Annotated in this window: 25 protein-coding genes and 1 rRNA gene; 15 read left to right on the top strand and 11 right to left on the bottom strand. The window is 71.9% G+C overall.

What is annotated here, in order from left to right; genetic code table 11:
- From tyrS to ACH5A8_RS00120, 3 genes are read right to left on the bottom strand one after another with little or no spacing between them, the layout of a single operon-like run.
- Positions 1 to 1,269 carry a tyrosine--tRNA ligase gene (gene tyrS / locus ACH5A8_RS00130; RefSeq protein WP_398996302.1) on the bottom strand — a complete coding sequence of 423 codons (1,269 nt, stop codon included), beginning with the start codon at positions 1,267 to 1,269 and terminating at the stop codon, positions 1 to 3.
- A 56-nt stretch (positions 1,270 to 1,325) separates the two neighbouring features.
- Positions 1,326 to 2,720: a metallopeptidase TldD-related protein gene (locus ACH5A8_RS00125; RefSeq protein WP_398996300.1), complete on the bottom strand. Its 1,395-nt coding sequence runs from the start codon at positions 2,718 to 2,720 to the stop codon at positions 1,326 to 1,328.
- Positions 2,717 to 4,279: a TldD/PmbA family protein gene (locus tag ACH5A8_RS00120; RefSeq protein ID WP_398996298.1), complete on the bottom strand. Its 1,563-nt coding sequence runs from the start codon at positions 4,277 to 4,279 to the stop codon at positions 2,717 to 2,719. Before ACH5A8_RS00120 ends, ACH5A8_RS00125 begins: the two co-directional genes overlap by 4 nt.
- A 208-nt stretch (positions 4,280 to 4,487) precedes the next feature.
- On the opposite strand from ACH5A8_RS00120, the gene fabG reads away from it, so the two are divergent.
- Positions 4,488 to 5,192, top strand: a complete 705-nt coding sequence (fabG, locus tag ACH5A8_RS00115; RefSeq protein ID WP_398996296.1) for a 3-oxoacyl-[acyl-carrier-protein] reductase — start codon at positions 4,488 to 4,490, stop codon at positions 5,190 to 5,192.
- A gap of 5 nt (positions 5,193 to 5,197) precedes the next feature.
- The gene (fabI, locus tag ACH5A8_RS00110) at positions 5,198 to 5,965 is read left to right on the top strand and encodes an enoyl-ACP reductase FabI (protein ID WP_398996294.1); all 768 of its coding nucleotides are present in this window, start codon (positions 5,198 to 5,200) and stop codon (positions 5,963 to 5,965) included.
- A gap of 110 nt (positions 5,966 to 6,075) precedes the next feature.
- Here fabI and ACH5A8_RS00105 read toward each other — a convergent pair whose 3' ends face one another.
- Positions 6,076 to 6,774 (bottom strand): FadR/GntR family transcriptional regulator, encoded by a 699-nt coding sequence (locus tag ACH5A8_RS00105; RefSeq protein WP_398996292.1) that lies wholly within the window; start codon positions 6,772 to 6,774, stop codon positions 6,076 to 6,078.
- Positions 6,775 to 6,844: 70 nt separating this feature from the next.
- On the opposite strand from ACH5A8_RS00105, the gene ACH5A8_RS00100 reads away from it, so the two are divergent.
- The 4 genes from ACH5A8_RS00100 to ACH5A8_RS00085 all read left to right on the top strand — a co-directional run bounded on the left by ACH5A8_RS00100 (position 6,845) and on the right by ACH5A8_RS00085 (position 9,424).
- Complete coding sequence (locus ACH5A8_RS00100; RefSeq protein WP_398996290.1) at positions 6,845 to 8,251, top strand: CynX/NimT family MFS transporter; 1,407 nt, start codon at positions 6,845 to 6,847, stop codon at positions 8,249 to 8,251.
- A gap of 48 nt (positions 8,252 to 8,299) precedes the next feature.
- The gene (locus ACH5A8_RS00095; RefSeq protein ID WP_398996288.1) at positions 8,300 to 8,419 is read left to right on the top strand and encodes an SGM_5486 family transporter-associated protein; all 120 of its coding nucleotides are present in this window, start codon (positions 8,300 to 8,302) and stop codon (positions 8,417 to 8,419) included.
- 170 nt (positions 8,420 to 8,589) lie between these two features.
- Complete coding sequence (locus ACH5A8_RS00090) at positions 8,590 to 8,796, top strand: hypothetical protein (RefSeq protein ID WP_398996287.1); 207 nt, start codon at positions 8,590 to 8,592, stop codon at positions 8,794 to 8,796.
- A 106-nt stretch (positions 8,797 to 8,902) separates the two neighbouring features.
- A complete protein-coding gene (locus ACH5A8_RS00085) occupies positions 8,903 to 9,424 on the top strand; it encodes a SixA phosphatase family protein (protein WP_398996285.1) in 522 nt (173 codons plus the stop codon).
- Positions 9,425 to 9,566: 142 nt separating this feature from the next.
- Here ACH5A8_RS00085 and serB read toward each other — a convergent pair whose 3' ends face one another.
- A complete protein-coding gene (gene serB / locus ACH5A8_RS00080) occupies positions 9,567 to 10,775 on the bottom strand; it encodes a phosphoserine phosphatase SerB (protein ID WP_398996283.1) in 1,209 nt (402 codons plus the stop codon).
- A gap of 173 nt (positions 10,776 to 10,948) precedes the next feature.
- Positions 10,949 to 13,159: a streptophobe family protein gene (locus ACH5A8_RS00075; RefSeq protein ID WP_398996281.1), complete on the bottom strand. Its 2,211-nt coding sequence runs from the start codon at positions 13,157 to 13,159 to the stop codon at positions 10,949 to 10,951.
- A 244-nt stretch (positions 13,160 to 13,403) separates the two neighbouring features.
- Here ACH5A8_RS00075 and ACH5A8_RS00070 point away from each other — a divergent pair, with 244 nt between their 5' ends.
- Positions 13,404 to 15,893 carry an FHA domain-containing protein gene (locus tag ACH5A8_RS00070; protein ID WP_398996279.1) on the top strand — a complete coding sequence of 830 codons (2,490 nt, stop codon included), beginning with the start codon at positions 13,404 to 13,406 and terminating at the stop codon, positions 15,891 to 15,893.
- A gap of 87 nt (positions 15,894 to 15,980) precedes the next feature.
- On the opposite strand, the gene ACH5A8_RS00065 is transcribed toward ACH5A8_RS00070, so the two are convergent.
- Positions 15,981 to 16,712 carry a transglycosylase SLT domain-containing protein gene (locus ACH5A8_RS00065; RefSeq protein ID WP_398996277.1) on the bottom strand — a complete coding sequence of 244 codons (732 nt, stop codon included), beginning with the start codon at positions 16,710 to 16,712 and terminating at the stop codon, positions 15,981 to 15,983.
- A gap of 448 nt (positions 16,713 to 17,160) precedes the next feature.
- Here ACH5A8_RS00065 and ACH5A8_RS00060 point away from each other — a divergent pair, with 448 nt between their 5' ends.
- The 3 genes from ACH5A8_RS00060 to ACH5A8_RS00050 all read left to right on the top strand — a co-directional run bounded on the left by ACH5A8_RS00060 (position 17,161) and on the right by ACH5A8_RS00050 (position 19,362).
- A complete protein-coding gene (locus tag ACH5A8_RS00060; RefSeq protein ID WP_398996275.1) occupies positions 17,161 to 18,306 on the top strand; it encodes a GAF domain-containing sensor histidine kinase in 1,146 nt (381 codons plus the stop codon).
- The gene (locus ACH5A8_RS00055; RefSeq protein ID WP_398996273.1) at positions 18,299 to 18,940 is read left to right on the top strand and encodes a response regulator; all 642 of its coding nucleotides are present in this window, start codon (positions 18,299 to 18,301) and stop codon (positions 18,938 to 18,940) included. The genes ACH5A8_RS00060 and ACH5A8_RS00055 overlap by 8 nt, the downstream gene beginning before the upstream one ends.
- Before the next feature lie 176 nt (positions 18,941 to 19,116).
- Complete coding sequence (locus tag ACH5A8_RS00050) at positions 19,117 to 19,362, top strand: chaplin (protein WP_398996271.1); 246 nt, start codon at positions 19,117 to 19,119, stop codon at positions 19,360 to 19,362.
- Between the two features lie 283 nt (positions 19,363 to 19,645).
- On the opposite strand, the gene ACH5A8_RS00045 is transcribed toward ACH5A8_RS00050, so the two are convergent.
- Entirely contained in the window at positions 19,646 to 20,434 is a 789-nt protein-coding gene (locus ACH5A8_RS00045; protein ID WP_398996269.1) for a hypothetical protein, read from the bottom strand.
- Between the two features lie 152 nt (positions 20,435 to 20,586).
- Between ACH5A8_RS00045 and ACH5A8_RS00040 the strand changes: the two genes are divergently transcribed.
- The 3 genes from ACH5A8_RS00040 (at position 20,587) to ACH5A8_RS00030 (ending at position 23,112) form a co-directional block, all read left to right on the top strand.
- Complete coding sequence (locus ACH5A8_RS00040) at positions 20,587 to 21,384, top strand: ABC transporter ATP-binding protein (RefSeq protein ID WP_398996267.1); 798 nt, start codon at positions 20,587 to 20,589, stop codon at positions 21,382 to 21,384.
- Positions 21,385 to 21,578: 194 nt separating this feature from the next.
- Positions 21,579 to 22,010 carry an NfeD family protein gene (locus tag ACH5A8_RS00035; protein WP_398996265.1) on the top strand — a complete coding sequence of 144 codons (432 nt, stop codon included), beginning with the start codon at positions 21,579 to 21,581 and terminating at the stop codon, positions 22,008 to 22,010.
- A 124-nt stretch (positions 22,011 to 22,134) separates the two neighbouring features.
- On the top strand, positions 22,135 to 23,112 hold the full coding sequence (locus tag ACH5A8_RS00030; protein WP_398996263.1) for an SPFH domain-containing protein: 978 nt from the start codon (positions 22,135 to 22,137) through the stop codon (positions 23,110 to 23,112).
- Positions 23,113 to 23,227: 115 nt separating this feature from the next.
- Here the strand turns inward: ACH5A8_RS00030 and ACH5A8_RS00025 are convergent, their stop codons facing one another.
- The 3 genes from ACH5A8_RS00025 to ACH5A8_RS00015 form a co-directional block, all read right to left on the bottom strand.
- Complete coding sequence (locus ACH5A8_RS00025; protein ID WP_398996262.1) at positions 23,228 to 23,734, bottom strand: HNH endonuclease; 507 nt, start codon at positions 23,732 to 23,734, stop codon at positions 23,228 to 23,230.
- A gap of 164 nt (positions 23,735 to 23,898) precedes the next feature.
- Complete coding sequence (locus tag ACH5A8_RS00020) at positions 23,899 to 24,438, bottom strand: YbhB/YbcL family Raf kinase inhibitor-like protein (protein WP_398996260.1); 540 nt, start codon at positions 24,436 to 24,438, stop codon at positions 23,899 to 23,901.
- A 58-nt stretch (positions 24,439 to 24,496) separates the two neighbouring features.
- Complete coding sequence (locus ACH5A8_RS00015) at positions 24,497 to 25,279, bottom strand: sporulation protein (protein ID WP_398996258.1); 783 nt, start codon at positions 25,277 to 25,279, stop codon at positions 24,497 to 24,499.
- Positions 25,280 to 25,419: 140 nt separating this feature from the next.
- Here ACH5A8_RS00015 and ACH5A8_RS00010 point away from each other — a divergent pair, with 140 nt between their 5' ends.
- On the top strand, positions 25,420 to 26,070 hold the full coding sequence (locus tag ACH5A8_RS00010; RefSeq protein ID WP_398996255.1) for a DNA-3-methyladenine glycosylase: 651 nt from the start codon (positions 25,420 to 25,422) through the stop codon (positions 26,068 to 26,070).
- A gap of 522 nt (positions 26,071 to 26,592) precedes the next feature.
- Positions 26,593 to 26,677, top strand: a 16S ribosomal RNA gene (locus ACH5A8_RS00005); the annotation flags it as partial.

The following is a 26,677-nucleotide window of genomic DNA, read 5'->3' as shown; positions in this document are numbered from 1 at the left end:
TCAGCCGCCGGTGACCTCGACCGCCGCCAGGTTCTTCTTGCCCCGGCGCAGCACCAGCCAGCGGCCGTGGAGCAGGTCCTCCCGGGCGGGGACCGCGTCCTCGGCGGCGACCTTGACGTTGTTCACGTAGGCGCCGCCCTCCTTGACGGTGCGGCGCGCGGCCGACTTGCTGGCCACCAGGCCGACCTCCGCGAACAGGTCCACGACCTGGCCGAGGTCGGCGACCCGGACGTGCGGCACCTCGGAGAGGGCCGCCGTGAGCGTCCGCTCGTCGAGGTCCGTCAGCTCGCCCTGGCCGAAAAGCGCCTTGGACGCGGCGATCACGGCGGCCGTCTGGTCGGCGCCGTGCACCAGCGTCGTCAGCTCCTCCGCCAGCGCCCGCTGCGCGGCCCGGGCCTGCGGACGCTCCTCGGTCTGCCGCTCCAGCTCCTCCAGCTCCGCACGGGAGCGGAAGGACAGGATCCGCATGTACTTCGAGATGTCCCGGTCGTCCACGTTCAGCCAGAACTGGTAGAAGGCGTACGGCGTCGTCATCTCCGCGTCGAGCCAGACGGCGCCGCCCTCGGTCTTGCCGAACTTGGTGCCGTCCGCCTTCGTCATCAGCGGCGTCGCCAGCGCGTGCACGCTCGCGTCCGGCTCCAGCCGGTGGATCAGGTCCAGGCCGGCCGTGAGGTTGCCCCACTGGTCGCTGCCGCCCTGCTGGAGCGTGCAGCCGTGACGTCGGTAGAGCTGGAGGAAGTCCATGCCCTGGAGGATCTGGTAGCTGAACTCCGTGTAGCTGATGCCCTGGTCGGACTCCAGCCGGCGCGCCACCGAGTCCTTCGTCAGCATCTTGTTGACCCGGAAGTGCTTGCCGATGTCCCGCAGGAACTCGATCGCCGACAGGCCCTCGGTCCAGTCTAGGTTGTTCACCATGACCGCGGCGTTCTCGCCCTCGAAGGACAGGAACGGCTCGATCTGACGGCGCAGCTTCTCCACCCAGCCGGCCACCGTCTCCGGGTCGTTCAGCGTGCGCTCGGCGGTCGGGCGCGGGTCGCCGATCAGGCCCGTCGCGCCGCCGACCAGCGCCAGCGGCCGGTGCCCGGCCTGCTGGAGCCGGCGCACGGTGAGCACCTGCACCAGGTGCCCCACGTGCAGCGACGGCGCGGTCGGGTCGAACCCGCAATAGAACGTGACGGGACCGTCCGCGAGAGCCTTGCGCAAAGCGTCCTCGTCGGTGGACAGGGCGAACAGGCCCCGCCACTTCAGCTCGTCGACGATGTCCGTCACGGTTCTCTTGTCTCCTCGGTGATCATGGGGCGGTCGGGTGACAGCCGAGTACGAGGTTATACGCCCTGGCTGACAGAGCTCATATTGAAATCGGGCACGCGCAGCGCGGGCATCGCGGCCCTGGTGAAGTAGTCGCTCCACTCGCGCGGCAGCGTCTTCTCGGTGCGCCCGGCCTCCGTGGCCCGGCCCAGCAGGTCCACCGGCGACTCGTTGAACCGGAAGTTGTTCACCTCGCCGGTCACCTCGCCGTTCTCGACCAGGTACACGCCGTCGCGGGTCAGCCCGGTCAGCAGCAGCGTCGCCGGATCCACCTCGCGGATGTACCAAAGACAGGTCAGCAGCAGCCCCAGCTCGGTGTCCGCGACCATCTCCGCCAGGGAACGGTCCGAGCCGCCGTCCAGGATCAGGTTCCCGGCCGACGGGGCGAGCGGCAGCCCGGTCAGGCCGGCGCTGTGCCGGGTGGTCAGCAGACGCCTGAGCTCGCCGCCGGCGATCCACTCCGTCGGGGAGACGGGCAGCCCGTTGTCGAACACCGACTGGTCCTCGCCAGAGGAGTGCGCCACCACGAACGGTGCGCACTCCAGGCCGGGCTCGTGCGGGTCGCTGCGCAGGGTCAGCGGCAGCCCGGTCAGCTTCGCGCCGATCCGGGTGCCGCCGCCCGGCTTGGAGAACACCGTGCGGCCCTCGGTCGCGTCCCGGCCCGAGGACGACCACATCTGGTAGATCAGCAGGTCCGCGACCGCGGTCGGCGGCAGCAGCGTCTCGTACCGCCCCGCGGGCAGCTCCACCCGCCGCTCGGCCCAGCCCAGCCGCTGGGCCAGCTCCGCGTCCAGCGCCGCCGGGTCGACGTCCTTGAAGTCCCGCGTGGACCGCCCGGCCCACGCGGAGCGCGTACGGTCGGGCGACTTGGCGTTCAGCTCCAGCGTGCCGCTCGGCTGGTCGTGCCGCAGCCGCAGCCCCGTCGACGTGCCCAGGTACGTCGACACCAGCTCGTGGTTGGCGAAGCCGTACAGCTCACGGCCGCCGGCCCGCGCGCGGGCGAACGACTCGCCGAGCGCCGGCGCGAAGTCCGCGAACACCGCCGAGGACGTCTCGGCGGGCGCGTCGGTGAAGTCGGGCGAGGCGGGCACGCCCGTGACCAGCGGCTGCGCGTCCTCGGCGGGCCCGGCCCCGCGCGCGGCGGCCTCGGCGGCCCGCACCAGGGGCTCCAGGTCGTCCGCGGTCACCGCGGCGCGCGACACCACTCCCGAGGCGGTGCCCTCCTTGCCGTCCACCGTCGCGATCACGGTGAGCGTGCGCCCGCGTGTGACCCCGTTGGTGGTGAGCGCGTTGCCCGCCCAGCGCAGGTTCGCGGTGGACTCCTCGTCCGCGATCACGACGCAGCCGTCGGCCCGCGACAGTTCCAGGGCGCGTTCGACGACCTCGTGCGGCTTGCTGGTACGCGTGCTCATCGACCGGCCTCCTGCGTGGTGTTCAAGATGTTGACGCCCTTGAAGAGGGCCGACGGGCAGCCGTGCGAGACGGCCGCGACCTGGCCCGGCTGGGCCTTGCCGCAGTTGAAGGCGCCACCGAGGACGTACGTCTGCGGGCCGCCCACCGCGGCCATGGAACCCCAGAAGTCGGTCGTGGTCGCCTGGTAGGCGACGTCCCGCAGCTGCCCCGCCAGCCGCCCGTTCTCGATCCGGTAGAACCGCTGCCCGGTGAACTGGAAGTTGTAGCGCTGCATGTCGATGGACCAGGACCGGTCCCCGACGACGTAGACGCCCCGCTCGACGCCGCCGATCAGGTCCTCGGTCGACATTCCCGCCGGGTCCGGCCGCAGGGACACGTTGGCCATCCGCTGCACGGGCACATGGCCCGGCGAGTCGGCGTAGGCGCACCCGTTGGACCGCTCGAAGCCGGTCAGCCGCGCGATCCTGCGGTCCAGCTGGTAGCCGACCAGCGTGCCGTCCCTCACCAGGTCCCAGGACTGCGCCTCGACGCCCTCGTCGTCGTAGCCGACCGTGGCCAGGCCGTGCTCGGCGGTGCGGTCACCGGTGACGTTCATCAGGTCGGAGCCGTAGCGCAGCTTGCCCAACTGGTCGAAGGTGGCGAAGGAGGTGCCGGCGTAGGCCGCCTCGTAGCCGAGCGCCCGGTCCAGCTCGGTGGCGTGCCCGATCGACTCGTGGATGGTCAGCCACAGGTTGGACGGGTCGACGACCAGGTCGTAGACGCCCGGATCGACGCTCGGCGCGCGCATCTTCTCGGCGAGCAGCCCGGGGATCCGCTCCAGCTCGCCGTCCCAGTCCCAGCCGGTCCCCGTGAGGTACTCCCAGCCGCGCCCCACCGGCGGCGCGAGGGTGCGCATCGAGTCGAACTCCCCGCTCGCGCCGTCCACCGACACGGCCGTCAGCTGCGGATGCAGCCGCACCCGCTGCTGCGTGGTCACCGTCCCGGCGGTGTCGGCGTAGAACTTGTTCTCGTGCACGGTGAGCAGCGAGGCGTCCACGTGGTCGACGCCGTCGGCGGCCAGCAGCCGGGCGCTCCACCCGGCGAGCAGGGCGGCCTTCTCCTCGTCGGGCACCGTGAACGGGTCGATCTCGTACGACGACACCCACGTCTTCTCGGCGTGCACGGGCTCGTCGGCCAGCTCCACCCGTTCCTCGGACCCGGCGGCCGCGATCACCTGCGCGGACAGCTTGGCCATCGCCACCGCCTGCGAGGCGACCCGGGCGGCGGCGTCCATCGTCAGGTCCACCCCGGAGGCGAACCCCCAGCTGCCGCCGTGCACGACCCGCACCGCGTACCCCAGGTCGGTGGTGTCCGACGACCCGGCCAGCCGTGCGTCGCGCAGCCGCCAGGACGCGCTGCGCACCCGCTCCAGCCGGAAGTCCGCGTGCTCGGCCCCGAGCGCCCGCGCGCGGGCGAGGGCGGCGTCGGCCAGGGCGCGCAGCGGAAGGGCCGTGAAGGCCTCGTCGATCGTATGTGGCACGGGGGTCTCCCTGCTCTCGTCGCCTGTCGGACCGATCATGTCCCGCGGGCGGCGGCGGTGACCACACGTTTACGGTCGAGTCCGCCGTTTTCTGTAGGGACTCGACAGCACGATCCGCACGCCACTGTCGGTGCCCGATTGTCCGCCGCGGCGGGCGGACCGATAGGTTTTCGGGTGAAGCCGCCTGTCATCCAGGTGATCGGGCGTGCTGTCGGACCGCTTCAGACCGCTATGAAAGGGTGATCCGTTGAGCCGCTCGGTTCTCGTCACCGGAGGCAACCGGGGCATCGGCCTCGCCATCGCCCGCGCGTTCGCCGACGCCGGCGACAAGGTCGCGATCACGTACCGGTCGGGTGAGCCGCCGGAGGGCTTCCTCGCCGTCAAGTGCGACATCACCGACCCCGAGCAGGTGGAGCAGGCCTACAAGGAGATCGAGGCCGAGCACGGCACGGTCGAGGTCCTCGTCGCCAACGCCGGCGTCACCAAGGACCAGCTCCTGATGCGCATGTCCGAGGAGGACTTCGCGTCGGTCATCGACACCAACCTCACCGGCACCTTCCGCGTCGTCAAGCGTGCCAACCGCGGCATGCTGCGCGCCAAGAAGGGCCGTGTCGTCCTGATCTCCTCGGTCGTCGGACTGCTCGGCTCGGCGGGGCAGGCGAACTACGCCGCCTCCAAGGCCGGCCTGGTCGGCTTCGCGCGCTCCCTCGCCCGTGAGCTGGGCTCGCGCAACATCACCTTCAACGTCGTCGCCCCCGGCTTCGTCGACACCGACATGACCCGGGCGCTCAGCGACGAGCAGCGCGAGAGCATCCTGTCGCAGGTGCCGCTCGGCCGGTACGCGCAGGCGGAGGAGATCGCCGCCGCGGTGCGGTTCCTCGCCTCGGACGACGCCTCGTACATCACTGGAGCCGTCATCCCCGTTGACGGCGGACTGGGAATGGGTCACTGATCACCATGAGCGGAATTCTCGAGGGCAAGCGCGTCCTGATCACCGGTGTGCTGACGGAGGCCTCCATCGCCTTCCACGCCGCGAAGCTGGCCCAGGAGCAGGGCGCCGAGATCATCCTCACCGCGTTCCCCCGGCCCACGCTGACCGAGCGCATCGCCAGGAAGCTGCCCAAGCCGGCCAAGGTCATCGAGCTGGACGTCACCAACGACGAGCACCTGGCCCGCCTGGCCGACGTCGTCGGCGAGGAGCTGGGCGGCCTGGACGGCGTCGTGCACTCCATCGGCTTCGCGCCGCAGGACGCGCTCGGCGGCAACTTCCTGAACACGCCGTTCGAGTCGGTCGCCACCGCCATGCACGTCTCGGCGTTCTCCCTGAAGGCGCTGACCATGGCCTGCCTGCCGCTGATGCAGAACGGCGGCTCGGTCGTCGGCCTCACCTTCGACGCCCAGTTCGCCTGGCCGCAGTACGACTGGATGGGCCCGGCCAAGGCCGCCCTGGAGGCCACCAGCCGCTACATCGCCCGTGACCTCGGCAAGCAGAACATCCGCTGCAACCTGATCTCGGCGGGCCCGCTCGGCTCCATGGCCGCCAAGTCCATCCCGGGCTTCAGCGACCTGGCCTCCGTGTGGGACTCCCGCTCTCCGCTGGAGTGGGACCTCAAGGATCCCGAGCCGGCCGGCCGCGGCATCGTCGCCCTGCTGAGCGACTGGTTCCCGAAGACCACCGGCGAGATCGTCCACGTGGACGGCGGCCTGCACGCCATCGGCGCGTGAGCGTCGCCGCGGCGGTCGATTGACGTGTGAGGCCCGCGCCCCTGGGGTGCGGGCCCTTCGCGTTCCGTGAGCGTCCCGGCGGGGGCGTGGCCGGCGTGGCCGGGCGCCGATCAGCCGCGTACGGGCGGCACCGCGCCGAACCGGCCGGGACGGCACAGGAACGGATAGCTCGCCGCCTCCGCGGCCGCAGCCTCCGCGTCGCCCGCGCGGATCGCGTCGACCAGGCGCGTGTGGTCCATGTGGGTGTCCGGCGTCAGCTCCGCGCCGACGTCCGCGCGCAGCCACTCCCGCATCACCTCGCCCAGGTCCGCGTACATCGCGGTCATGGCGTCGTTGTGGGAGGCGGCCACGACGGCGAGGTGGAAGGTGGCGTCCGCCGTCACGAAGGCCTCCGCGTCACCGGACGCCCAGGCCTCCTCGCGCCGCACCAGCAGCGCGTCGAGCTGCTTGAGGTCCTTCTCGCCGCGCCGCTCGGCGGCCAGCTTCGCCGCGCCCGACTCCAGCGTGGAGCGCAGCTCGGCGATGTGCCGGGGGTCGGCCCCGGCGAACCGGCGGTGCATCACGCCCGCCAGCTCGCTGGTCGCCACGACGTACGTGCCCGAACCCTGGCGGATGTCCAGCAGACCGTTGTGCGCGAGCGCGCGGACCGCCTCGCGGACGGTGTTGCGGGCGACGCCCAGCTGCTCCACGAGCTCGGGCTCCGTGGGGATACGGGAACCGACCGGCCACTCACCCGAGGTGATCTGGTTCCGCAGCGCCGCGATGACCTGCTCGGACAGCGCCGACCGGCGCGGATGGCTCAGGGGCATGGCACACCTTCGCACGTGCGACCCGGAAGCCGGCTCCCGGGCAGTGGACAGTCAATCATCCCATGATTCTATGATGGGCCTCATGGTGAGCGAGGAGACAACCCGGATGACGACGTCACCGACCGAGCAGCAGACCCCGGCCGCGACCGCCGCCTCCGGGGAGGGCGGAGCGCACCCCGAGCCCCGGACGGCCGCCACGCGCACGTGGGCGACGCGTCTGGTCGTCGTCGGCATCGTGCTGTCCGCCCTGAACCTCAGGCCCGCCATCACCAGCCTCGGCGCGCTCCTCGAGGAGGTGCGCGACGGACTCGGGATGAGCGGCAGCGTGGCCGGCCTGCTCACCTCCGTGCCGCCGCTCTGCTTCGCCGTCTTCGGCGTGATGGCGCCCCGGCTGGCGCGCCGCTTCGGTCCCGCCGCGGTGGTCTGCGCGGGCATGGCCGCCATCACCGCGGGACTGCTGATCCGGCCCTACGCCGGGAACACGATCGCCTTCCTGGCCGCCAGCGCGCTCGCCCTCATGGGCATAGCCGTGAGCAACGTCCTGATGCCGGTCATCGTCAAGCGCTGGTTCCCCGACCGGGTCGGCTCCATGACCGGCCTGTACTCGATGGCTCTCGCCCTCGGCACCTCGACCGCCGCCGCGGTGACGGTGCCACTGACCGGGGCGCTCGGCGACAGCTGGAAGTCGGGACTCGCCGTGTGGGCGGCCCTCGCCGCGGTGGCCGTGCCGCCGTGGCTGCCGCTCCTGCGGGACCGGGGCGCCGCGCCCGCCGCCGAGCAGCCCGCGGCGCGCACCGAGGAGCCCGCCGCGGAGCCCGCGGCGCACACCGCGCGGTCCGCCCGGCAGGACACCGCCCGTCCGCGGACCGAGCGGGAGGAGCAGGCCCCCGCCCTGCGGATCACCCGCAGCCGGACGGCCTGGGCGCTGGCCGTCTTCTTCGGGCTCCAGGCCACCGCCGCCTACATCACCATGGGCTGGATGGCCCAGATCTTCCGCGACGCGGGCGTGGCCGCCGGCACGGCCGGACTGCTGCTCGCCGTCACCATGGTGATGGGCGTGCCGCTGGCCTTCGTCATCCCCCGGGTGGCCACCCGGCTGCCCCACCAGGGCCCGATCGTCCTCGTCCTCGGTGTCTGCGGCCTCGCCGGCTACGCGGGCCTGTACCTCGCGCCGGCCGGCGGCGCCTGGGCCTGGGCGGTGCTCCTCGGCGTCTCCAACTGCGCCTTCCCGCTCGCGCTCACCATGGTCGGCATGCGGGCCCGGACCGGCGCGGGCGTGGCCCAGCTGTCGGCGTTCGCCCAGAGCACCGGCTACCTGATATCCATCCCCGGTCCGCTGCTCGTCGGCGTGCTCTACCAGAGCAGCGGGGGCTGGGGGCTGCCGATCGCCCTGATGACCGCTCTGATGATCCCGCAGATGCTGGTCGGCTGGGTGGCCGGCCGCAACCGGACCGTCGAGGACGAGACGGCGCGCTGAGCCGCCCCGGCGCGCCCGTCCCGTACGGGAGGTGCCACACTGGTGGCCATGCAGCCTGTGCTCGATCCGAACCCGCCGAACGGCCAGAAGAAGATGCTGATCGTCTTCGGTTCGTTCCTCGCCATCTTCGTGATCATCGCCATCGTGGCGACCATCGCCTCCCCCTGATCCTCGCCATGGTGGGGCTGGCCCCCCTGTCCCCTAGGGGGTGAGGGTCAGGGTCAAGTGGGTGGATCACCGGATGGGCGCGGGCCCGCCGGTTCCGTAACTTCGAGATGTGACCGCGAGCGGCGGTCCGTGGACCACCCGATCCGACTCGAAGCCCAGCGGAGGCGACCATGCCCGCCCGTACGCACTTCCGGCCCCACCCGGCGAACACGGGCGGCGTCGACATCCGGTTGCCCTGGTGGGCACTGGCCCTCCCGGCCCTGGCCTTCGTGGCACTGCTCGCCCTGATACTGAACCCGTCGAACGCGCATGCGGCGGCCGCGGACCCCACGATGACGCAGCTGTTGCAGCGCGCCCAGGAACTGCTGACGCGGTGAGCTGGCCGGACCGCCCCGCGGACCCAGCGGCGCATACCGCGCCGGACGAGAAGGCGCATGTCAACTCCCTGCGCCCGTTGGCCTGTTTCATGCGAAGCTGGGTGCCATGAGCGTCGCAGAACCCCGCAGGATTGTCCTCTTCCGGCATGCGAAAGCCGACTGGCCGCAGGTGACCGACCACGAACGACCGCTCGCCGAGCGGGGCCGCAAGGACGCCCCGGTGGCAGGCCGCAAGCTGGCCGACACCGGCATCTCCTTCGACCTTGCCCTCTGCTCGACCGCGACCCGCACCCGGGAGACCTGGAAGCTCGCCGTCCACGAGCTGCTGCCGCACCGGCCGAAAACCGTCTACGAGGAGCGGATCTACGAGGCCTCGCCCGGCGAGCTGATCGCCGTGCTCAACGAGACGCCGGACGACATCCAGAACGTCATCCTGATCGGCCACAACCCGGGCGTGCAGGGAGTGACCGAGGTGCTCGCCGGCTCCGCCGAGGGCGACGCCCGCGAGCGGATGAGCCGGCGCGGCTTCCCCACCGCGGCCTTCGCCGTCCTCTCCTTCGACGGCTCCTGGAAGGCCCTCGAACCGGGCACGGCCACACTGAGCGACTACTGGGCGCCTTCGGAGTAGCCCGCACCGACCGCGCGAGGCCCGGCAGCCGGCGACGGCGTGCCGGGCCTCGCGGTACGCGGGCGCCGGCCCGCGCTCGCACGTGTACCGCGTGCGAGTGAAAGGCGTGCGTCTGCGGGGGAAGGCCGTCGCCCGGGGGCGCTCAGTCCTCCTCGTGCGCGTCCGCCGCCTCGACCTCCTCGCGGGTGACCCCGAGCAGGTACAGGACCGTGTCCAGGAACGGGACGTTCACCGCGGTGTGCGCGGCCTCCCGCACCACCGGCTTGGCGTTGAAGGCGACGCCGAGGCCGGCGGCGTTCAGCATGTCCAGGTCGTTCGCGCCGTCGCCGATCGCCACGGTCTGCGCGAGCGGAACGCCCGCCTCGGCGGCGAACCGGCGCAGCAGCCGCGCCTTGCCCGCCCGGTCGACGATCTCGCCGACGACCCGGCCCGTCAGCTTCCCGTCGACTATCTCCAGCGTGTTGGCCTGCGCGAAGTCCAGTCCGAGCCGGTCCTGCAGATCGTCGGTGACCTGGGTGAAGCCGCCCGAGACGACGCCGACCTGGTAGCCCAGCCGCTTCAGCGTGCGGATCAAGGTGCGGGCGCCCGGCGTCAGCCGCACCTCGCTGCGCACCTTGTCCACCACGGAGGCGTCCAGCCCGGCCAGCAGCGCGACGCGCGCGTGCAGCGACTGCTCGAAGTCCAGTTCCCCGCGCATCGCCGCCGCCGTCACCTCGGCGACCTTGTCCTCGCAGCCGGCGTGCGCGGCGAACAGCTCGATCACCTCGTCCTGGATGAGCGTCGAGTCCACGTCCATGACGACCAGCCGCTGCGCGCGCCGGTGCAGACCCGCCGCGACCACCGCGACATCGACGCCCAGCGCCGCCGCGTCCGTCGCGAGCGCGGTGCGCAGCGGTTCGGTCTCCACCCCGGACACCGCGAACTCGACCGCCGTCACCGGATACTTCGCCAGGCGGAAGACACGGTCGATGTTGCCGCCGGCCTTGGTGATCCGCGCGGCGATCTGAGCGGTCGCCTCCGCCGTCAGGGGGTGGCCGAGCACGGTCACCAGGGAGCGGCCGAGGCCCCGCGGCCGGTTGTCACCACGGCCGGAGAGGATCTCCGCCTGCATCTTCATCGACTCGGCCCAGCTGTGCACTGTGGCCCGCAGATCGCCCTCCAGCCCGGCCGGCGGCTGGGTGACGAGCGCGCACAGCACCATCCGGCCACGGGTGACGACCTGCTCGATGTCGACCACGTCGACGGAGTAGGCGGCGAGGGTGTCGAAGAGACCGGCCGTGATGCCCGGCCTGTCCTTCCCGAAGATCTTGACGAGAAGGGTGAGGTCATCAGAACTCTGCGAAGCGCTCATGGTGCTTCCCACCGTATCCGGCACGCAGTGCCGATCGCCCCTCCGGTCCGTCTGGCGGACAGGAAACACTGGGCGTCGATCACGTGGCGCCCGCCCCACACCTCGGCGACCACGAGGGCGCGCCACCGGTCGCGCGCCGCGCCACGGGGCCGGTGGCGCGCCGACGCGCCGGTTCACTTCTTCGGCGGCCCCGGCGGAGGCGGTGGGCCCGACGGCTTCGGCGGTGGCGACGGCGGCGCCGGGGGAGGGAGCGTCCCGGCGTCCGGTGGCGGCGCCGGGGGCGGCTCGGCGTCTGCCGGTGGCGGTGGCGGTGGCGGAGGCGGCCAGGCCCCGGGCGACCGCGGCCGTGCGGTGCGTCCGGGCGGCGTGCCCCTGCTCGGGGGCCTGCCGGGGAACGGTGGCGCCGGGGTCGCCCGCGTCGGCGCACCGTGCACATCGTCGGGCGCCGCCGCCGGCGCGGCCGGCCACACCGGTACGCCGCCCCCGCCCCGCTGCTCCCGGTCCGGTACGCCGCCCCCGCGCCGTTGCTCCCGGCCCGCCGGGAGGTCCGCGTCCTCCGGCCGACGCGGGCCGTCGGGCAGGCGCAGATACGGATTGGTCGCCGGATCGGGCGGCCGGCAGGACGCGCCGGGGGAGTAGGGACCGGCCCCCGGGCCGTGTGCGTCCGCCGCCCGCCGTGAGCCCGCTGGGCCCCGTGCCTCCGCCGCGTCCCGTATGTCCGCCGGACCGGGACCCGCAGGATTCCGTACATCTGCTGGACCAGGTGCACCCGCCGACCGCCGCACGCCCGTCGGCCCGGGTGCGTCCGCCGGACCACGCGCCTGCGACGCACCCCGTGCGTCCGCGCGGCCCCCCGCCGAACCGCGCGAACTCTCCTCTCCCGCCCCACGCCCCCGTGGCATGTCATCCCGGGCCAGGGGCGCGGCCCGGCGGCCCGCCGCTCCGGTCGCGGTCGCCAGCAGCGCCCCGGCGGCGCCCGCCCCGCCGCCCCACACCGCGCCCAGGAGCAGAGCCGTGACCAGGTGCGGGCGCAGCTCGATCGCCGTGCCGAACGCGTCGACGCCGAACGCGGACAGCGAGGCGTTCACGGAGACCTCGGTCAGCCGGGCGAGCAGCGGCAGCGCGAGCGCGGTGGCGACGCCCAGCCGCAGCGCGCACCGACCCGCGAGACGCAGGGCCCCCGGCCCCCGCGAGGCCCCGCCGTCCGCCCCTCCCGCCGTGGCGTACCGTCCCGCCGGAGCGTCGGCCGCCGGTGCGGCCCCCGCAGGCTCCGCGCCCACCGGCGTCCGCACCGCCGTCAGGACTCCCGCCGACAGCATCATCAGCGCCGCCGCCACCGCCAGCAGCCACACCCGGCCGTCCAGTTCGGCCAGGCGGCCCAGGGTGACCGGTCGGCCGGAGCGCGCGTCCAGCAGCCGGTCCAGGGGATCCGGCAGCAGCGCGGCGAGCCCGCCGGTCGCCGTGCCGTCCCAGGGGACGAAGAGTCCGATCGGGACGCCGAGCCACACCCCGTCGGGCGCGCCGAGCAGCGCGGCCCCCGCGATGCGCCGCGGATGGGCGTCACCGAGTGCCGCGTACGCGGCGGCGGCGAGACCGGCCGCCACCGCCACCAGCAGCACCGTGACGAGCGCGGACACGGCCGGCCGGACGACCCGGTGCAGGGCGTCCCAGCCGCGCGGCAGGGGAGTGCGGCGCGAGGCGAGCAGCGCGATCAGCAGGACGCCCGCCGACCAGCCGAGACCGCCGAGCAGGGTGGGCGCCGTGTCGACGGTGAACCCGACCGCCGCCCCGGCGTCGACGAGCCCGCCGATCCGGTCGGGCAGCAGCCCGCCGATGCCGCCGATGTCGCCGAGCCCGGGGATGCTCACGCCGCCCGGTCCCGCGCCGTCCGGCAGCGCGCCGAGGTCCGGAGAAGACCCGTCGACGGTGACGACGTCGTGCCCCGCCCAGGCGAGTCCGCCCAGCATCGCCACGAACAACGTCACCACCGCCCCTGCCCTGGCGAGGAGTTCGGCCGGTGTGAGCACAACGCGGGCCGTGCGCAAGGACCGTAGGAAGAGCCAGGACAGCAGCAGCGCCCCGACCAGGCTCACGCCCAGTGGCGTGATCTCGATGGCGGTGTGCGCCTGCGCGCCCCGCAGACCGAACGCGGTCACGTCGCCGGACGTCTTCACCGTGCCACCGGCCCCGAGCGCCACCGCCGCCGCGGTCATCGGACCGAGCGACGCGGTGGAGTCCGCCCGCAGCAGATGCAGACCGAGCGCGGCCGTCCCGGCCATGCCGGTCAACGCCCAGCTCACACAGGAGACCGCGGACAGCAGTACGTCCGGCCACGCGAGGCGCGGACCGTGTCCGCCGAGTCCGGCTCGTGCGGCAGCGCTCATGGCGAACCCCCCGATCCGCGGCGCGGCACGGCCGCCGCGCATGTCCCCCTCGGGTGGGAATACCACTCTCCGCCCGGTTTTCAACCCCCGCCGCGTGAAAGGGATCCGAGGGGGCGTTACCCACTCATGACAAGGCCCGGGTTTCGGTCAGAGGGCCGAGCCTGAAATAGTTCCCCCCGATGTTCGACATCCCTACACTCCCTGTGATGGGGGTAACTCGGGGGACAACTCAGTGGGGCATGGAGTGCCGGAACTCGTACTGGAAACCAATGGACGGACCTGGACGCTCGACCCGTCCAGGCGCTACACCCTGGGACGCGATCCCCAGGGCGACATCGTCTTCGAGGACGCCAGGGTCTCCTGGCGTCACGCCACGGTCGGTTTCGACGGCCGCAGTTGGGTCATCGAGGACCATGGCAGCACCAACGGCACGTTCGTGCGGGGGCAGCGGATCCAGCAGGTGCAGATCGGCCCCGGCTCGGCCGTCCACCTCGGCAACGCGACCGACGGGCCGTGCCTGAACCTCTCGGCGGCCGCGGCGGCCGTCGCCGCGCAGGGCGCGAACGCCGGCTGGGCGCAGCAGGCGCCGCAGCAGCCCGCCGCCCAGCACCAGGCCGCGCAGTCCGACTGGCAGCAGCCGCAGGCGCCGTCGATCCCGCAGCAGCAGGGCGGACCCGGTGGGGGCGCGGGGGCGCCGCCGGTCCACGGCGACCGCAGCCCCACGACGTTCCACCAGTTCTCCCTCGGCCGCGTGATGCGCATCGGTCGCGCGCTGGAGAACGACCTGGTCGTCTCCGACCTCCAGGTCTCCCGCAACCACGCCGAGTTCCACGCGACGCCCGACGGCCGGTTCGAGATCCGTGACCTGGGCTCGCACAACGGCACCTACGTCAACGGCCAGCCGATCCCCAAGGGCGGCTCGGCGACGCTCGGTCCCAGCGACATCGTCGGCGTCGGCCACTCGACGTTCCGGATCGTCGGCGACCGGCTGGAGGAGTTCGTCGACACCGGCGAGGTGTCCTTCTCCGCCCGCCACCTCACCGTCACGGTCGACGGCGGCAAGCAGATCCTCAAGGACGTCTCCTTCGGCGTCCCGGAGAAGTCGCTGATCGCGGTCATCGGCCCGTCCGGCTCCGGCAAGTCGACCCTGCTCAAGGCGCTCACCGGCTACCGGCCCGCCGACCAGGGAGAGGTCCTCTACGACAACCGGAACCTCTACAAGCAGTTCGCCGAACTGCGCCAGCGCATCGGCCTGGTCCCGCAGGACGACATCCTGCACAAGGAACTGACCGTCAAGAAGGCCCTCAAGTACGCGGCCAAGCTCCGTTTCCCCGCCGACACCTCGGGACAGGAGCGCGACGCCCGGATCGACGAGGTGCTGCGCGAGCTGAAGCTGGATCCCCACAAGGACAAGAAGGTCACCGCGCTCTCCGGCGGTCAGCGCAAGCGCGTCTCGGTCGCCCTGGAGCTGCTCACCAAGCCGTCGCTGATCTTCCTGGACGAGCCGACCTCCGGCCTCGACCCGGGCATGGACCGCGACGTGATGACGCTGCTGCGCGACCTGGCCGACGACGGCCGCACCGTGCTCGTGGTCACCCACTCGGTGGCCGAGCTGGCGATCTGCGACAAGCTGCTGGTGATGGCGCCGGGCGGGTCCGTCGCCTACTTCGGGCCGCCCGATGAGGCGCTGAACTTCTTCGGCTACGACAGCTGGGCCGACGTCTTCTCCGCCTTCGAGAACTACCGCGACTACGACTGGGCGGGCCGCTGGAAGGGTTCGCAGCACTACCAGATGTACGCCGCGGACGTCGACGGCGCCGCCCCGCCGGCCGTGTCCGTGACACCGCCGCAGTCCGTCAGGCCGCCCAAGCCGCAGAGCTGGGGCTCGCAGCTGCTGACCCTGGTCCGGCGGTACGTGTCGGTGATCGTCTCCGACAAGGGCTTCCTGGCGCTGTCGGTGGTCCTGCCGGCCGTGATCGGCGCGGTGAGCCTGCTCATCGACCACGACAAGGGCCTGCTGGTCAATCCGATCAGCCACAAGACGGGTCTGCACACCCCGAACGGCACGGCCACCACGGTGCTGCTGATCCTCGCCGTCGGCGCGTGCTTCTCGGGCGCGGCGAACTCCGTCCGTGAGCTGATCAAGGAACGGGTCATCTACGAACGGGAGCGGGCGACCGGCCTGTCCCGCTCGGCGTACCTGATGTCCAAGGTCGTCGTGCTCGGCCTGGTCACGGTGCTGCAGGGCCTGATGGTCGGCCTGATCGGCTTCTCCAGCCGGGAGATCCCCGCCAAGGGCCTGATCCTGGGCAACGGGACGCTGCTGGAGCTGTGCCTGCCGATCATGGCGCTCGGCTTCACCTCGATGATGTTCGGCCTGGTCATCTCGTCGCTGGTGAAGACCGCGGAGAAGACCATGCCGCTGCTGGTGATGTTCGCGATCATCCAGGTGGTGTTCACCGGCTGCCTGTTCACGCTGCACGGCACGCTCGGCGTGAACGAGTTCTCGTACCTCATGCCGTCGCGCTGGGCGGTGGCCGCTGCGGGGACCACGCTGGACTTCAACAACATCGCCCCGAACACCGACGACCCGACCAGCACCGATCCGCTGTGGGACCACGCGGCCTCGGCCTGGGGCGTCGACATGGTCGCGCTGATCGTGCTCGGCGTGGTCTGCGGCTTCCTGGTGGCCCGCTTCCTGCGGCGCCACGAGCCGGAGGTCATGCGCAAGTAGCGCGGGTCACGGCACATCCCCCGATACGCCGAGGGCGGCACCCGACGGGTGCCGCCCTTCCGCGTCTGTCAGAGGTCCGCGCCGACCTCAGTACGCGCTGTTGACGTTGTCCATCGAGCCGTACCGGTGGGCGGCGTAGTTGCAGGCGGCGGTGATGTTGGCGACCGGGTCGTAGATGTTCCACGAGGTGCCGGGGACGTGGTACGTGCGGAAGGTCGGGTCGATGACCTGCAGCAGACCCTTGGAGGGAATGCCGTTGACGGCGTTGATGTCCCACAGGTTGATGGCCCGCGGGTTGCCCGAGGACTCCCGCATGATGTTGCGGTGCAGACCGCTGTACGAGCCGGGGATGTTGTGCTGCTTCATGATGTCCAGCGACTGCCGGATCCAGCCGTTCAGGTTGTTGCCGTAGGTGGTGGACGCGGCGACCGTCTGCATCTGCGGACGCTGCGCGGCACGGCCGGCGGCCTGCTTGGCCTGGTGCGCGGCCACGGCCTTGTGCTGGGCGGCGGTCTTCTTCGCGGCGACGGCGGCCTTCTCCTTGGCGGCGGCCTGCTTCTTGGCCGCGATGGCCTGGATCTTGAGGCTGTCACCGGCGAGCCGGTCGGTCACGCTGGCCTTGACGTCCTTGACCGGCTGCGAGGCGACGGAGACCGGGGCCGCGGCGGTGTCGGCGGCGACGGTCGTCTGGGCCTGGCCGGGCACGGCGGCGGAGACGGCGATGGCGGCGGCGCCGAGCGTGGTGACACCGGCGACGGCGATCTTCTGGGTCTTGGTCAGAGCACGACTATTGCGGATGAGACGAAAGTTCGCAGACATACGAAACGGACCTCTTCGAGTAGCGCGGAGGTCGCTCTCCGGACTGCGGGAGGGGGTCCTACCCACACGAACGCCGCGAGCGGAAACCCGCGGCGCTGAGCGACGAGAGCAATTCTTAGCTCCCGCAAAATCCGGTGGCAAAGGTGTGACGTACGAAGTCGGATAGTGGATCAGGAACACACAAAACGGGACAGACAGGGCTATCTGTCCCGTTCATCCGGGGTCCTATGTCTCCTATGCCCGTTCGTACGTGACGTGCGCCCTATGTGGGTCCTCACATCGGGGGGCGGCGCTCCTTACGAGAAGTTGCCATCGCAATGCTCTCGGTAAGCGGTTTTGGAGGCCCGGTGAGGCGGCGGACCGGGCCCTTCGACCTAGGTCCGGCGGCCCGGACGGTGCCGTCGCGGGTCCGATCCGTGCTGTCACACCCCGCCGGTACCGTGAGGACATGAGTCAAGGCCCCCGGTCCGGCCTCGCCGCGGTGAGCTCGGCGCTGCTGGCCATGAGCAGGCACCTGGAGGTGCGCGACGTCCTCAAGACGATCGTGGCCTCCGCCCGAGAGCTGCTCGACGCGCAGTACGCCGCCCTCGGCGTGCCGGACGACCACGGCGGCTTCGCCCAGTTCGTGGTCGACGGGATCAGCGACGAACAGTGGCGCGCCATCGGCCCGCTCCCGCGCCAGCACGGCATCCTCGCCGCGATGCTGCACCAGGCGGAGGCCGAGCGCCTGGCCGACGTGCGCGAGGACCCGCGCTTCGAGGGCTGGCCCGCCGCCCACCCCGACATGTCGGACTTCCTCGGCCTGCCGATCCGCGACGGCGACGAGGTCATCGGGGCGCTCTTCCTGGCCAACAAGCGCTGTCCCAAGCCGGCGGGCGGCTGCGGCTTCACCCAGGAGGACGAGGACCTGCTCGTCCTCCTCGCCCAGCACGCCGCCATCGCCCTCACCAACGCCCGCCTCTACGAGCGCAGCCGCGAGCTGACCATCGCCGAGGAGCGCTCCCGCCTCGCCCACGAGCTGCACGACGCGGTCAGCCAGAAACTGTTCTCCCTGCGCCTGACCGCCCAGGCCGCCGCCGCCCTGGTCGACCGCGACCCGGTCCGCGCCAAGGGGGAGCTGCAGCAGGTGGCCGCGCTCGCCGCCGAGGCGACCGAGGAGCTGCGCGCCGCCGTCGTGGAGCTGCGCCCCGCCGCCCTCGACGAGGACGGTCTCGTCGCCACCCTGCGCACCCAGACGCAGGTCCTCGACCGCGCCCACACCGCGCGCGTCACCTTCACCGCCCGCGGCTTCCGCGCCCTGCCCGCCGCGCAGGAGGAGGCCGTGCTCCGCGTCGCCCAGGAGGCCCTGCACAACGCGCTGCGGCACTCGGGCGCCGAGCACGTCGACGTCACCCTGGAGCGCCGCGGCTGCGGTGCCGTCCTGCGGGTCAGCGACGACGGCAGCGGCTTCGACCAGGGCACGGTGCGCAGCGCGGGCCGCCACCTGGGCCTGGTGTCGATGCGCGACCGGGCGAGCGGGGTCGGCGGCACGCTGACCGTGGAATCGGCGCCCGGCAAGGGCACCACGATCGAGATGGAGGCGCCCGGTGGCTGATGCGATCAAGGTGCTGGTCGTCGACGACCACCAGGTGGTCCGCCGGGGCCTGCGCACCTTCCTGGAGGTGCAGGACGACATCGAGGTCGTCGGGGAGGCCGCGGACGGCGCGGAGGGGGTCGCCCGCACCGAGGAGCTGCGGCCCGACGTCGTCCTCATGGACGTGAAGATGCCCGTCATGGACGGCGTCGAGGCGCTGCGCCGGCTGCGCGAGCTCGGCAACCCCGCGCGCGTGCTGATCGTCACCAGCTTCACCGAGCAGCGCACGGTGGTCCCGGCCCTGCGCGCGGGCGCCGCCGGGTACGTCTACAAGGACGTGGACCCCGACGCGCTCGCCGGCGCCATCCGCTCCGTGCACGCCGGGCACATCCTGCTCCAGCCGGAAGTCGCCGGCGCCCTGCTGTCCCAGGAGGAGACCGGCTCCGGCCAGGGCAGGAGCACTTCCCTGACGGAGCGGGAGCGGGAGGTCCTCGGCCTGATAGCGGACGGCCGCTCCAACCGGGAGATCGCCCGCGCCCTGGTGCTGTCCGAGAAGACGGTCAAGACCCACGTGTCGAACATCCTGATGAAGCTGGACCTCGCGGACCGCACCCAGGCCGCGCTGTGGGCCGTACGCCACGGCATGACGGACTGACCCCGACCCGCCCGGGCCCGTCCCCTCCGCTCCCGTCGACGCGGAGCGCCCCTCTCCGGACTGAGATTCATACCGTCGTGGGAATGTCCCCCGAATGGCGCAACCTTCCGGGGGCTCGGCCGTTCTCCAGTGCGTGCCGCGGCGACTGTCGCGGCGATCACCAGGAAGACTCAGAAGTGAAGAACCTGAAGAAGGCAGTGGCCGTCACGATGGTGGCCGGCGGGCTCGTGGCCGCCGGCGCCGGAATGGCCTCCGCCAACGACAGCGCCCGGGCCCACGGCGCCGCCCAGGGCTCCCCGGGCGTCGTCTCGGGCAACGTCGTCCAGGCCCCGGTCCACGTCCCGGTCAACGCCGTCGGCAACAGCGTCAACGTCATCGGCGTCCTCAACCCGGCCTTCGGCAACCTCGGCCTCAACCACTGAGCCCCCGGCCTCCCGGCTCCCCCGGGAGGCCCTCACCCCGTCCTCCCACAGGCGGCCGTCGGCCGTCGGCCAGGGTTGCGCCCCGTCTTCCCGCGGGCCTGCGCGCCGTCCGGGGCGGCACGGGTGGGCGCGGGCGGCACCCCCGCACCCCTGTGAGCGCGGGGTGGCGCGACTCCCCTCACAGCACACCGCCGGGCACCGCACCGGTCTACGCCCACCACCCGACGCACCGCCGGACGCCGAGCCCACGCCCGCTCAACACGCCGACGTACGGCCCACCCCCTCACCGCACCCCTTTCTCCCGCTCCTCCACAACGGAGTTGTACGCGGCGACCTGCGCCCGCCGAGCCGTCCGCTCCACCGGCCGCAACGCGGCCCCCCGCGCCGCCATCTCCGCAGCGCTCACCGCACCCCCGTGCCCGTTCTCGTACGCCAGCGACACCAGCAGTCCCACCCGCTGCGCCAGCTCCAGCACCCGCACCGCCCGAGGCGGATACCCGGGGGCCAACACCTCGCGCCCCCGCTCGGCCCGCGCCCGGTACGCGTCGATCGCCGCCTCCGCCAGGGGCCCCGACCCGGCCACGTCCAGCCGCGCCAGCACCTGCGTCGCCTCCCGCAGCGCTTCCGCCAGCTCCCGCTCCGCCTCACCCAGCGACGGCACATCGGCGGGCGGCGCCTCCCGCACCGGCAGCACGTGCCACACCACCTCCACGTGCACGTCCCCCCGCGGCCCGGCCTCGGACACCTCGGGCACCAGCCCCAGCGCGGCCCCGTGACAGATCACGGCCTCCTCGGCCTCCAGCGCCCGCGCGTTGAACTCCGGCGGCCCGCTCAGCCCCAGCGGATGCCCCGGCGCGGGCAGCGCCACCCGCAGCGCCCCCGCCCCCAGCGCCCGCAGCCGCCCCAGCGCGAGCGTCAGCCCGACGGGCCCCGCCTCACCGGGCAGCCCCACCACCCGATGGACGGCATCGTCGCCCACGACGGCGAGCACGGCGTCGTCCGGAGCGACAAGTCCGGCGATAACGGCATTTCCCCAAGCGGCGAGGCGTCCAGAGCGCGGTTCCGAGAGCATGCCCCCACCCTAAGGACCGGACCGATGGAACGGCCCGCCCGTCTCGTGGCGTAGATTCGTCGGGGGCTGCGCCCACCGGCGCGGCGGACCGAGCCACAGGCGTACGCGACAGCCGAGACCGGCGGCACACTGCAAGGGGAGACAACGCGCTCATGAGCGATGTTCTGGAGCTTCAGGACGTATCCGTGGTCCGCGAGGACCGGGCTCTGGTGGACCAGGTCTCCTGGTCGGTCAAGGAGGGCGAGCGCTGGGTCATCCTCGGCCCGAACGGCGCCGGCAAGACCACCCTCCTGAACGTCGCCTCCAGCTACCTCTACCCCAGCAAGGGCACCGCCACCATCCTCGGCGAGACCCTCGGCAAGCCCGGCACCGACGTCTTCGAACTGCGCCCCCGCATCGGCGTGGCGGGCATCGCCATGTCCGAGAAGCTCCCCAAGCGCCAGACCGTCCTGCAGACCGTGCTGACCGCCGCCTACGGCATGACCGCCGGCTGGCAGGAGGAGTACGAGGACGTCGACGAACAGCGCGCCCGCGCCTTCCTCGACCGCCTCGGCATGACCGAGTACCTCGACCGACGTTTCGGCACCCTCTCCGAGGGCGAGCGCAAGCGCACCCTGATCGCCCGCGCCCTGATGACCGACCCCGAGCTGCTGCTCCTGGACGAGCCCGCCGCCGGCCTCGACCTCGGCGGCCGCGAGGACCTGGTCCGCCGCCTCGGCCGGCTCGCCCGCGACCCCATCGCCCCCTCGATGATCATGGTGACCCACCACGTCGAGGAGATCGCCCCCGGCTTCACCCACGTCCTGATGATCCGTCAGGGCAAGGTCCTCGCCGCGGGCCCCCTGGAGCTGGAACTCACCTCCCGCAACCTCTCCCTCTGCTTCGGCCTCCCGCTCGTCGTCGAGCAGGTCGGCGACCGCTGGACCGCCCAGGGCCTCCCGCTGTCCTGACCACCCGGCGCCGGCCCGGCGCCGGCCCGGCGTCGGGCCGTCCGGGCGCCCCAAGTCCCGGACCCCGAACCCGAGCCCCCGAACCTCGAGCCCCGGACCCCGGGCCTCAAGTCCCGGTCTCCTCCCGCCTCTCCGCCCTGAGCCACCCCCCGTGCGCCCTGTCCGCCACAGGGCCGCGGTCCTACCATGACCATGTGGACGACATCGACGCATGGGTGTGGTGGCTCGTCGGCGCGGCGGCGCTCGGAATCCCGCTCGTGGTGACCGCGATGCCGGAGTTCGGCATGTTCGCGGTCGGCGCCGTCGCCGCCGCCGTCGTCGCGGGCCTCGGCTTCGGGGCCGTCGCCCAGGTGCTCGCCTTCGTCGTCGTCTCCGTCGCCCTCATCGCCGTGGTACGGCCCATCGCCGCCCGGCACAGCAGACAGCGCCCCCGACTGGCCACCGGCGTCGACGCGTTGAAGGGCAGGCAGGCGGTCGTGCTCGAACGCGTCGACGGCTCCGGCGGCCGCATCAAGCTGGCCGGGGAGATCTGGTCCGCCCGCTCGCTCGACACCGGCCAGAGCTACGAAGTGGGCGCGGAGGTCGACGTCGTGGACATCGAGGGGGCGACCGCCGTCGTCATGTGACCTGGACCGAACACCTCACGAGGCATGCGAGGGTCTGTCAGACTCGACAGCAAGATCTTCAAGAGCCGTAAGTCCATGAGATCTTCCGAAAGCGCCGAGGCGGAGAAGGGTACGGGAAGCAACGATGGCACCGGTCATCATCGTCCTGATCGTTCTGGTGGTGTTGGTCTTCATCGCCCTGATCAAGACGATCCAAGTCATCCCGCAGGCCAGCGCCGCCATCGTCGAGCGCTTCGGCCGCTACACGCGGACACTCAACGCGGGCCTCAACATCGTCGTCCCGTTCATCGACACCATCCGCAACCGCATCGACCTGCGGGAGCAGGTCGTGCCCTTCCCGCCGCAGCCGGTCATCACCCAGGACAACCTGGTCGTCAACATCGACACCGTCATCTACTACCAGGTGACCGACGCCCGGGCCGCCACCTACGAGGTCGCCAGCTACATCCAGGCCATCGAGCAGCTCACCGTCACCACCCTGCGCAACATCATCGGCGGCATGGACCTGGAGCGCACCCTCACCTCTCGCGAGGAGATCAACGCGGCCCTGCGCGGCGTCCTCGACGAGGCCACCGGCAAGTGGGGCATCCGGGTCAACCGCGTGGAGCTGAAGGCGATCGAGCCTCCGACCTCCATCCAGGACTCGATGGAGAAGCAGATGCGCGCCGACCGCGACAAGCGCGCCGCCATCCTCCAGGCCGAAGGTGTCCGGCAGTCAGAGATCCTGCGCGCCGAGGGCGAGAAGCAGTCCCAGATCCTGCGCGCCGAGGGTGAGGCCAAGGCGGCCGCCCTGCGCGCGGAGGGCGAGGCCCAAGCCGTGCGCACGGTCTTCGAGGCCATCCACGCCGGCGACCCGGACCAGAAGCTTCTGTCCTACCAGTACCTCCAGATGCTCCCGAAGATCGCCGAGGGCGACGCCAACAAGCTCTGGATCGTCCCCAGCGAGATCGGCGACGCTCTCAAGGGCCTGTCCGGCGCCATGGGCAACTTCGGGAACCTGGGCGGCAATTCGGGCGGCGGCGGCAACGGCGCAACCGTCCCGCCCCAGAACGACGGCAGGAACAACCCGGCCGAACGCCGCGAGAAGCCCCGCATCGACTGAGAGCCCCTCACGGAGCGACGCTCCCCGCACCCCACCCGAGGGGGCGCGGGGAACCGCGCGTCCAGCTCAGAGGAGCCCACACCCGACGCACGGGAGAACGCACCCCGGCGCACCCCTAAGCGGCGCCCCGGACCAGCCACTCCGGCAGCTCGGCGAGATCGTCCGCCCCCAGCGCGAACAACATCGCGTCCGTCGGAGTCGGCTCGAAGGGCTCCTTCAGCAACGGCATCCCCGCCTGCTCCGGCGTCCGGTCGGCCTTGCGGTGATTGTCCACCGCGCACGAGGCCACCGTGTTCAGCCAGGTGTCCTGCCCGCCCCGCGACCGCGGCACCACGTGGTCCACGGTCGTCGCCCGGCCCCCGCAGTACGCGCACCGGTGACGGTCCCGTACCAGCACACCCCGCCTCGACCACGGCGCTTGTCTTCGGAACGGCACCCGCACGTACCGGCACAGCCGGATCACCCGGGGCGCCGGTATGTCGACCTCGGCCCCCCGCATGCGCAGTTCGGGGTGCGCCTGCTCGACGACGGCCTTGTCCTGGAGCACCAGGACGACGGCTCGGTTCAGCGTCACCGTCGACAGCGGCTCGAAGCTCGCGTTCAGCACCAGCGTGTCCCGCATCCGGCCCACCTCCCGTGCGCACCTGCCCGCCCCCCGGCGGGCCCGGATCAACTCTGGACGGGAGCGCCGGGATGGACAACGCATTAAAAATGCCCGCCCCCGGCCACTTCGAAGACCGGGGGCGGGCAAACGTTCGGTGAACGTCACGCCGGGAGGCGGGCACGTCAGCCCTCGGCGGGCACCTCGTACTCACCGATCAGCTGGGCGCGCGCCAGCGTGTGGAACCGCAGGTTGAAGCCGACCACGGCGGGGGAGGCGTCCGCGTCCGGACCGAGCTTCTCCTGGTCGACGGCGTACACCGTGAACACGTACCGGTGCGGGCCGTCCCCGGGCGGCGGCGCGGCGCCGCCGAAGTCCTTCGTCCCGTAGTCGTTGCGCGCGTGCACCGCGCCTTCGGGCAGCCCCTCGAACTTCCCGCCGCCGGCCCCGGCCGGCAGCTCCGTCACCGAGGCCGGGATGTCGAACAGCACCCAGTGCCAGAACCCGCTGCCCGTCGGGGCGTCCGGGTCGTAGCAGGTGACGGCGAAGCTCTTGGTCCCGGACGGGAAACCCTCCCAGCGCAGCTGCGGCGAGGTGTTCCCCGCCGCCTGGACCTGAGCCTCCTCGAGCGTCGCCCCTTCCCGGACGTCGTCGCTCGTCACCGTGAAGGACGGCACGGGCGGATGGAAGTCATGGGGGAGCGGTCGCCGCTTGAGCTCGGTCACCTCGGTACCTCCTGGATCGTCGCGTCAGGATCCCTTCGCGGAATCCCCGCTCCCGAGCCTAGAACCAACTGCGCTTGCTGCCGACCTCGGAGATCCACTGGTGCAGGTACGCCGCCCAGTCGGTCGCCTGGTAGTCGTGCAGGCTCACCTCGAAGGAGCGGTAGGTGTCGCCGCCCCCGCTGAAGACGCCGGGCTTCTTGTCCATCTCCAGCACCACGTCCATGGCGCGCTCGTCGGCCACGAAGCTCAACTCGACCTCGTTCAGCCCCCGGTACTCCGACGGCGGGTAGAACTCGATCTCCTGGTAGAACGGCAGCCGCTGCCGCGTCCCGCGGATGTGCCCGCGCTCCATGTCCGCGTGCTTGAAGCGGAAGCCCAGGTGGATGAAGGCGTCCAGGATCGCCTGCTGCGCCGGCAACGGGTGCACGTTGACCGGGTCCAGGTCACCGGAGTCCACCGCGCGGGCGATCGCCAGCTCCGTGGTCACACCGATGTGCATGCCCCGCAGCGCCTGCCCGTCGATCATCGTGACCGGCGTCTCCCAGGGGATCTCCAGCCCGAACGGCACCGCGTGCACGGCTCCGGCCTGGAGCTCGAAGGCCCCGCCGAGCCGCACCTTGGTGAACTCGATGTTCTGCTTGTACTCCTCGTCGCCGCTCTCCACCTCGACCTTGGCCTGCAGCCCGACGGACAGCCCCTCGATCTGCTGGTTCACGGACCCGCCCTGGATCCGCACCTCGCCCTGGACCACCCCGCCGGGCACGACGTTGGTCTCGTGCAGCTCCGTCTCGACCGACGCCCCACCGGCCCCGAGACTCGCAAGCAGCTTCTTGAACGGCATGACTCTCCCTCTACGAAGCGGGCTCTTGCCCTACCTACAAACGCGACCCGGCCGCGACCGGTTCCGCGCCACACCCTCGCAAGCGAGCCGATCTTTGACCAGTCCTTGAAATCCACCCGTCTGGACTACGCTCGGAAGCCATGATCGCGCCCTCGGACCGTACGCCCCTGCCCAGAGAGTTCTTCGACCGCCCTGTCCTGGAGGTCGCCCCCGACCTCCTGGGCCGCGTCCTGGTCCGTACGACCCCGGACGGCCCGATCGCCCTGCGCCTGACCGAGGTGGAGGCCTACGACGGCCCGAACGACCCCGGCTCCCACGCCTACCGCGGTCGCACCACCCGCAACGGCGTGATGTTCGGCCCGCCCGGCCACGTCTACGTCTACTTCACCTACGGCATGTGGCACTGCATGAACCTGGTGTGCGGACCGGAGGGCCGGGCGAGCGGGGTGCTGCTCCGCGCCGGAGAGATCGTGGAGGGCGCCGAGCTGGCCCGCACCCGCCGCCTCTCCGCCCGCAACGACAAGGAACTGGCCAAGGGCCCCGCCCGTCTCGCCACCGCCCTCGACGTCGACCGGGCCCTCGACGGCGCCGACGCCTGCGCCGCGGGCGACACCCCGGTGCGCATCGTGAGCGGCACGCCGGTCGCCGTGGGCCACGTGCGCAACGGACCGCGCACCGGGGTCGCCGGCGAGGGCGGCGACGGCGAGGTCCACCCGTGGCGTTACTGGGTCGCCGACGACCCGACCGTGAGCCCGTACCGCCCCCACGTGCCCAGGCGGCGTCGAAGTTGACTCTGCCCGGCGAGGTGCGTAACGTAGCCCGAGCCGCTGAACCGGGTACGGCGATCGCCTGCAGCCGGAGCGGCCAACCCACTACCTACTGACAGCCCCTTCGCGGGGCCGATAGTGACGTGCCCGCACGTCCGAATGCGAATCCGCGAAACACCGATTATGAATCGGGACGGGAATCGGCTAACGTAGTGAATGTCGAAAGGCCGACAGGCGAAAGCCGAAAAGCCCAAGACGCCCCGCCGGCCGGGAATCGGGACAGAAAAGTTCTGATAGAGTCGGAAACGCAAGACCGAAGGGAAGCGCCCGGAGGAAAGCCCGAGAGGGTGAGTACAAAGGAAGCGTCCGTTCCTTGAGAACTCAACAGCGTGCCAAAAGTCAACGCCAGATATGTTGATACCCCGTCTCCAGCATCAGCTGGGACGAGGTTCCTTTGAAAAAACACAGCGAGGACGCTGTGAACGGTCGGGCCTATTCCGCTCGACTGTTCCGCTCTCGTGGTGTCGTCCCGATTACGGGAAAACATTCACGGAGAGTTTGATCCTGGCTCAGGACGAACGCTGGCGGCGTGCTTAACACATGCAAGTCGAACGATGAACCACTTCGGTGG

The organism is Streptomyces sp. NPDC018610, from assembly GCF_044391765.1.
In the GTDB taxonomy this organism is placed as follows: domain Bacteria; phylum Actinomycetota; class Actinomycetes; order Streptomycetales; family Streptomycetaceae; genus Streptomyces.
This window is presented reverse-complemented; position numbering and strand designations above follow the sequence as displayed.

Excerpts from the sequence above, each read along its gene's own strand:
- ACH5A8_RS00010 (WP_398996255.1), top strand. The coding sequence starts at position 25,420 with ATGATCGCGCCCTCGGACCGTACGCCCCTGCCCAGAGAGTTCTTCGAC.
- ACH5A8_RS00060 (WP_398996275.1), top strand. The coding sequence starts at position 17,161 with ATGAGTCAAGGCCCCCGGTCCGGCCTCGCCGCGGTGAGCTCGGCGCTG.
- ACH5A8_RS00100 (WP_398996290.1), top strand. The coding sequence starts at position 6,845 with ATGATGGGCCTCATGGTGAGCGAGGAGACAACCCGGATGACGACGTCA.
- ACH5A8_RS00105 (WP_398996292.1), bottom strand. The coding sequence starts at position 6,774 with ATGCCCCTGAGCCATCCGCGCCGGTCGGCGCTGTCCGAGCAGGTCATC.
- ACH5A8_RS00090 (WP_398996287.1), top strand. The coding sequence starts at position 8,590 with ATGCCCGCCCGTACGCACTTCCGGCCCCACCCGGCGAACACGGGCGGC.
- ACH5A8_RS00125 (WP_398996300.1), bottom strand. The coding sequence starts at position 2,720 with ATGAGCACGCGTACCAGCAAGCCGCACGAGGTCGTCGAACGCGCCCTG.
- ACH5A8_RS00095 (WP_398996288.1), top strand. The coding sequence starts at position 8,300 with ATGCAGCCTGTGCTCGATCCGAACCCGCCGAACGGCCAGAAGAAGATG.
- ACH5A8_RS00040 (WP_398996267.1), top strand. The coding sequence starts at position 20,587 with ATGAGCGATGTTCTGGAGCTTCAGGACGTATCCGTGGTCCGCGAGGAC.
- ACH5A8_RS00030 (WP_398996263.1), top strand. The coding sequence starts at position 22,135 with ATGGCACCGGTCATCATCGTCCTGATCGTTCTGGTGGTGTTGGTCTTC.
- serB (WP_398996283.1), bottom strand. The coding sequence starts at position 10,775 with ATGAGCGCTTCGCAGAGTTCTGATGACCTCACCCTTCTCGTCAAGATC.
- ACH5A8_RS00015 (WP_398996258.1), bottom strand. The coding sequence starts at position 25,279 with ATGCCGTTCAAGAAGCTGCTTGCGAGTCTCGGGGCCGGTGGGGCGTCG.
- ACH5A8_RS00025 (WP_398996262.1), bottom strand. The coding sequence starts at position 23,734 with ATGCGGGACACGCTGGTGCTGAACGCGAGCTTCGAGCCGCTGTCGACG.
- fabI (WP_398996294.1), top strand. The coding sequence starts at position 5,198 with ATGAGCGGAATTCTCGAGGGCAAGCGCGTCCTGATCACCGGTGTGCTG.
- ACH5A8_RS00120 (WP_398996298.1), bottom strand. The coding sequence starts at position 4,279 with ATGATCGGTCCGACAGGCGACGAGAGCAGGGAGACCCCCGTGCCACAT.
- ACH5A8_RS00085 (WP_398996285.1), top strand. The coding sequence starts at position 8,903 with ATGAGCGTCGCAGAACCCCGCAGGATTGTCCTCTTCCGGCATGCGAAA.
- ACH5A8_RS00045 (WP_398996269.1), bottom strand. The coding sequence starts at position 20,434 with ATGCTCTCGGAACCGCGCTCTGGACGCCTCGCCGCTTGGGGAAATGCC.
- ACH5A8_RS00075 (WP_398996281.1), bottom strand. The coding sequence starts at position 13,159 with ATGAGCGCTGCCGCACGAGCCGGACTCGGCGGACACGGTCCGCGCCTC.
- ACH5A8_RS00065 (WP_398996277.1), bottom strand. The coding sequence starts at position 16,712 with ATGTCTGCGAACTTTCGTCTCATCCGCAATAGTCGTGCTCTGACCAAG.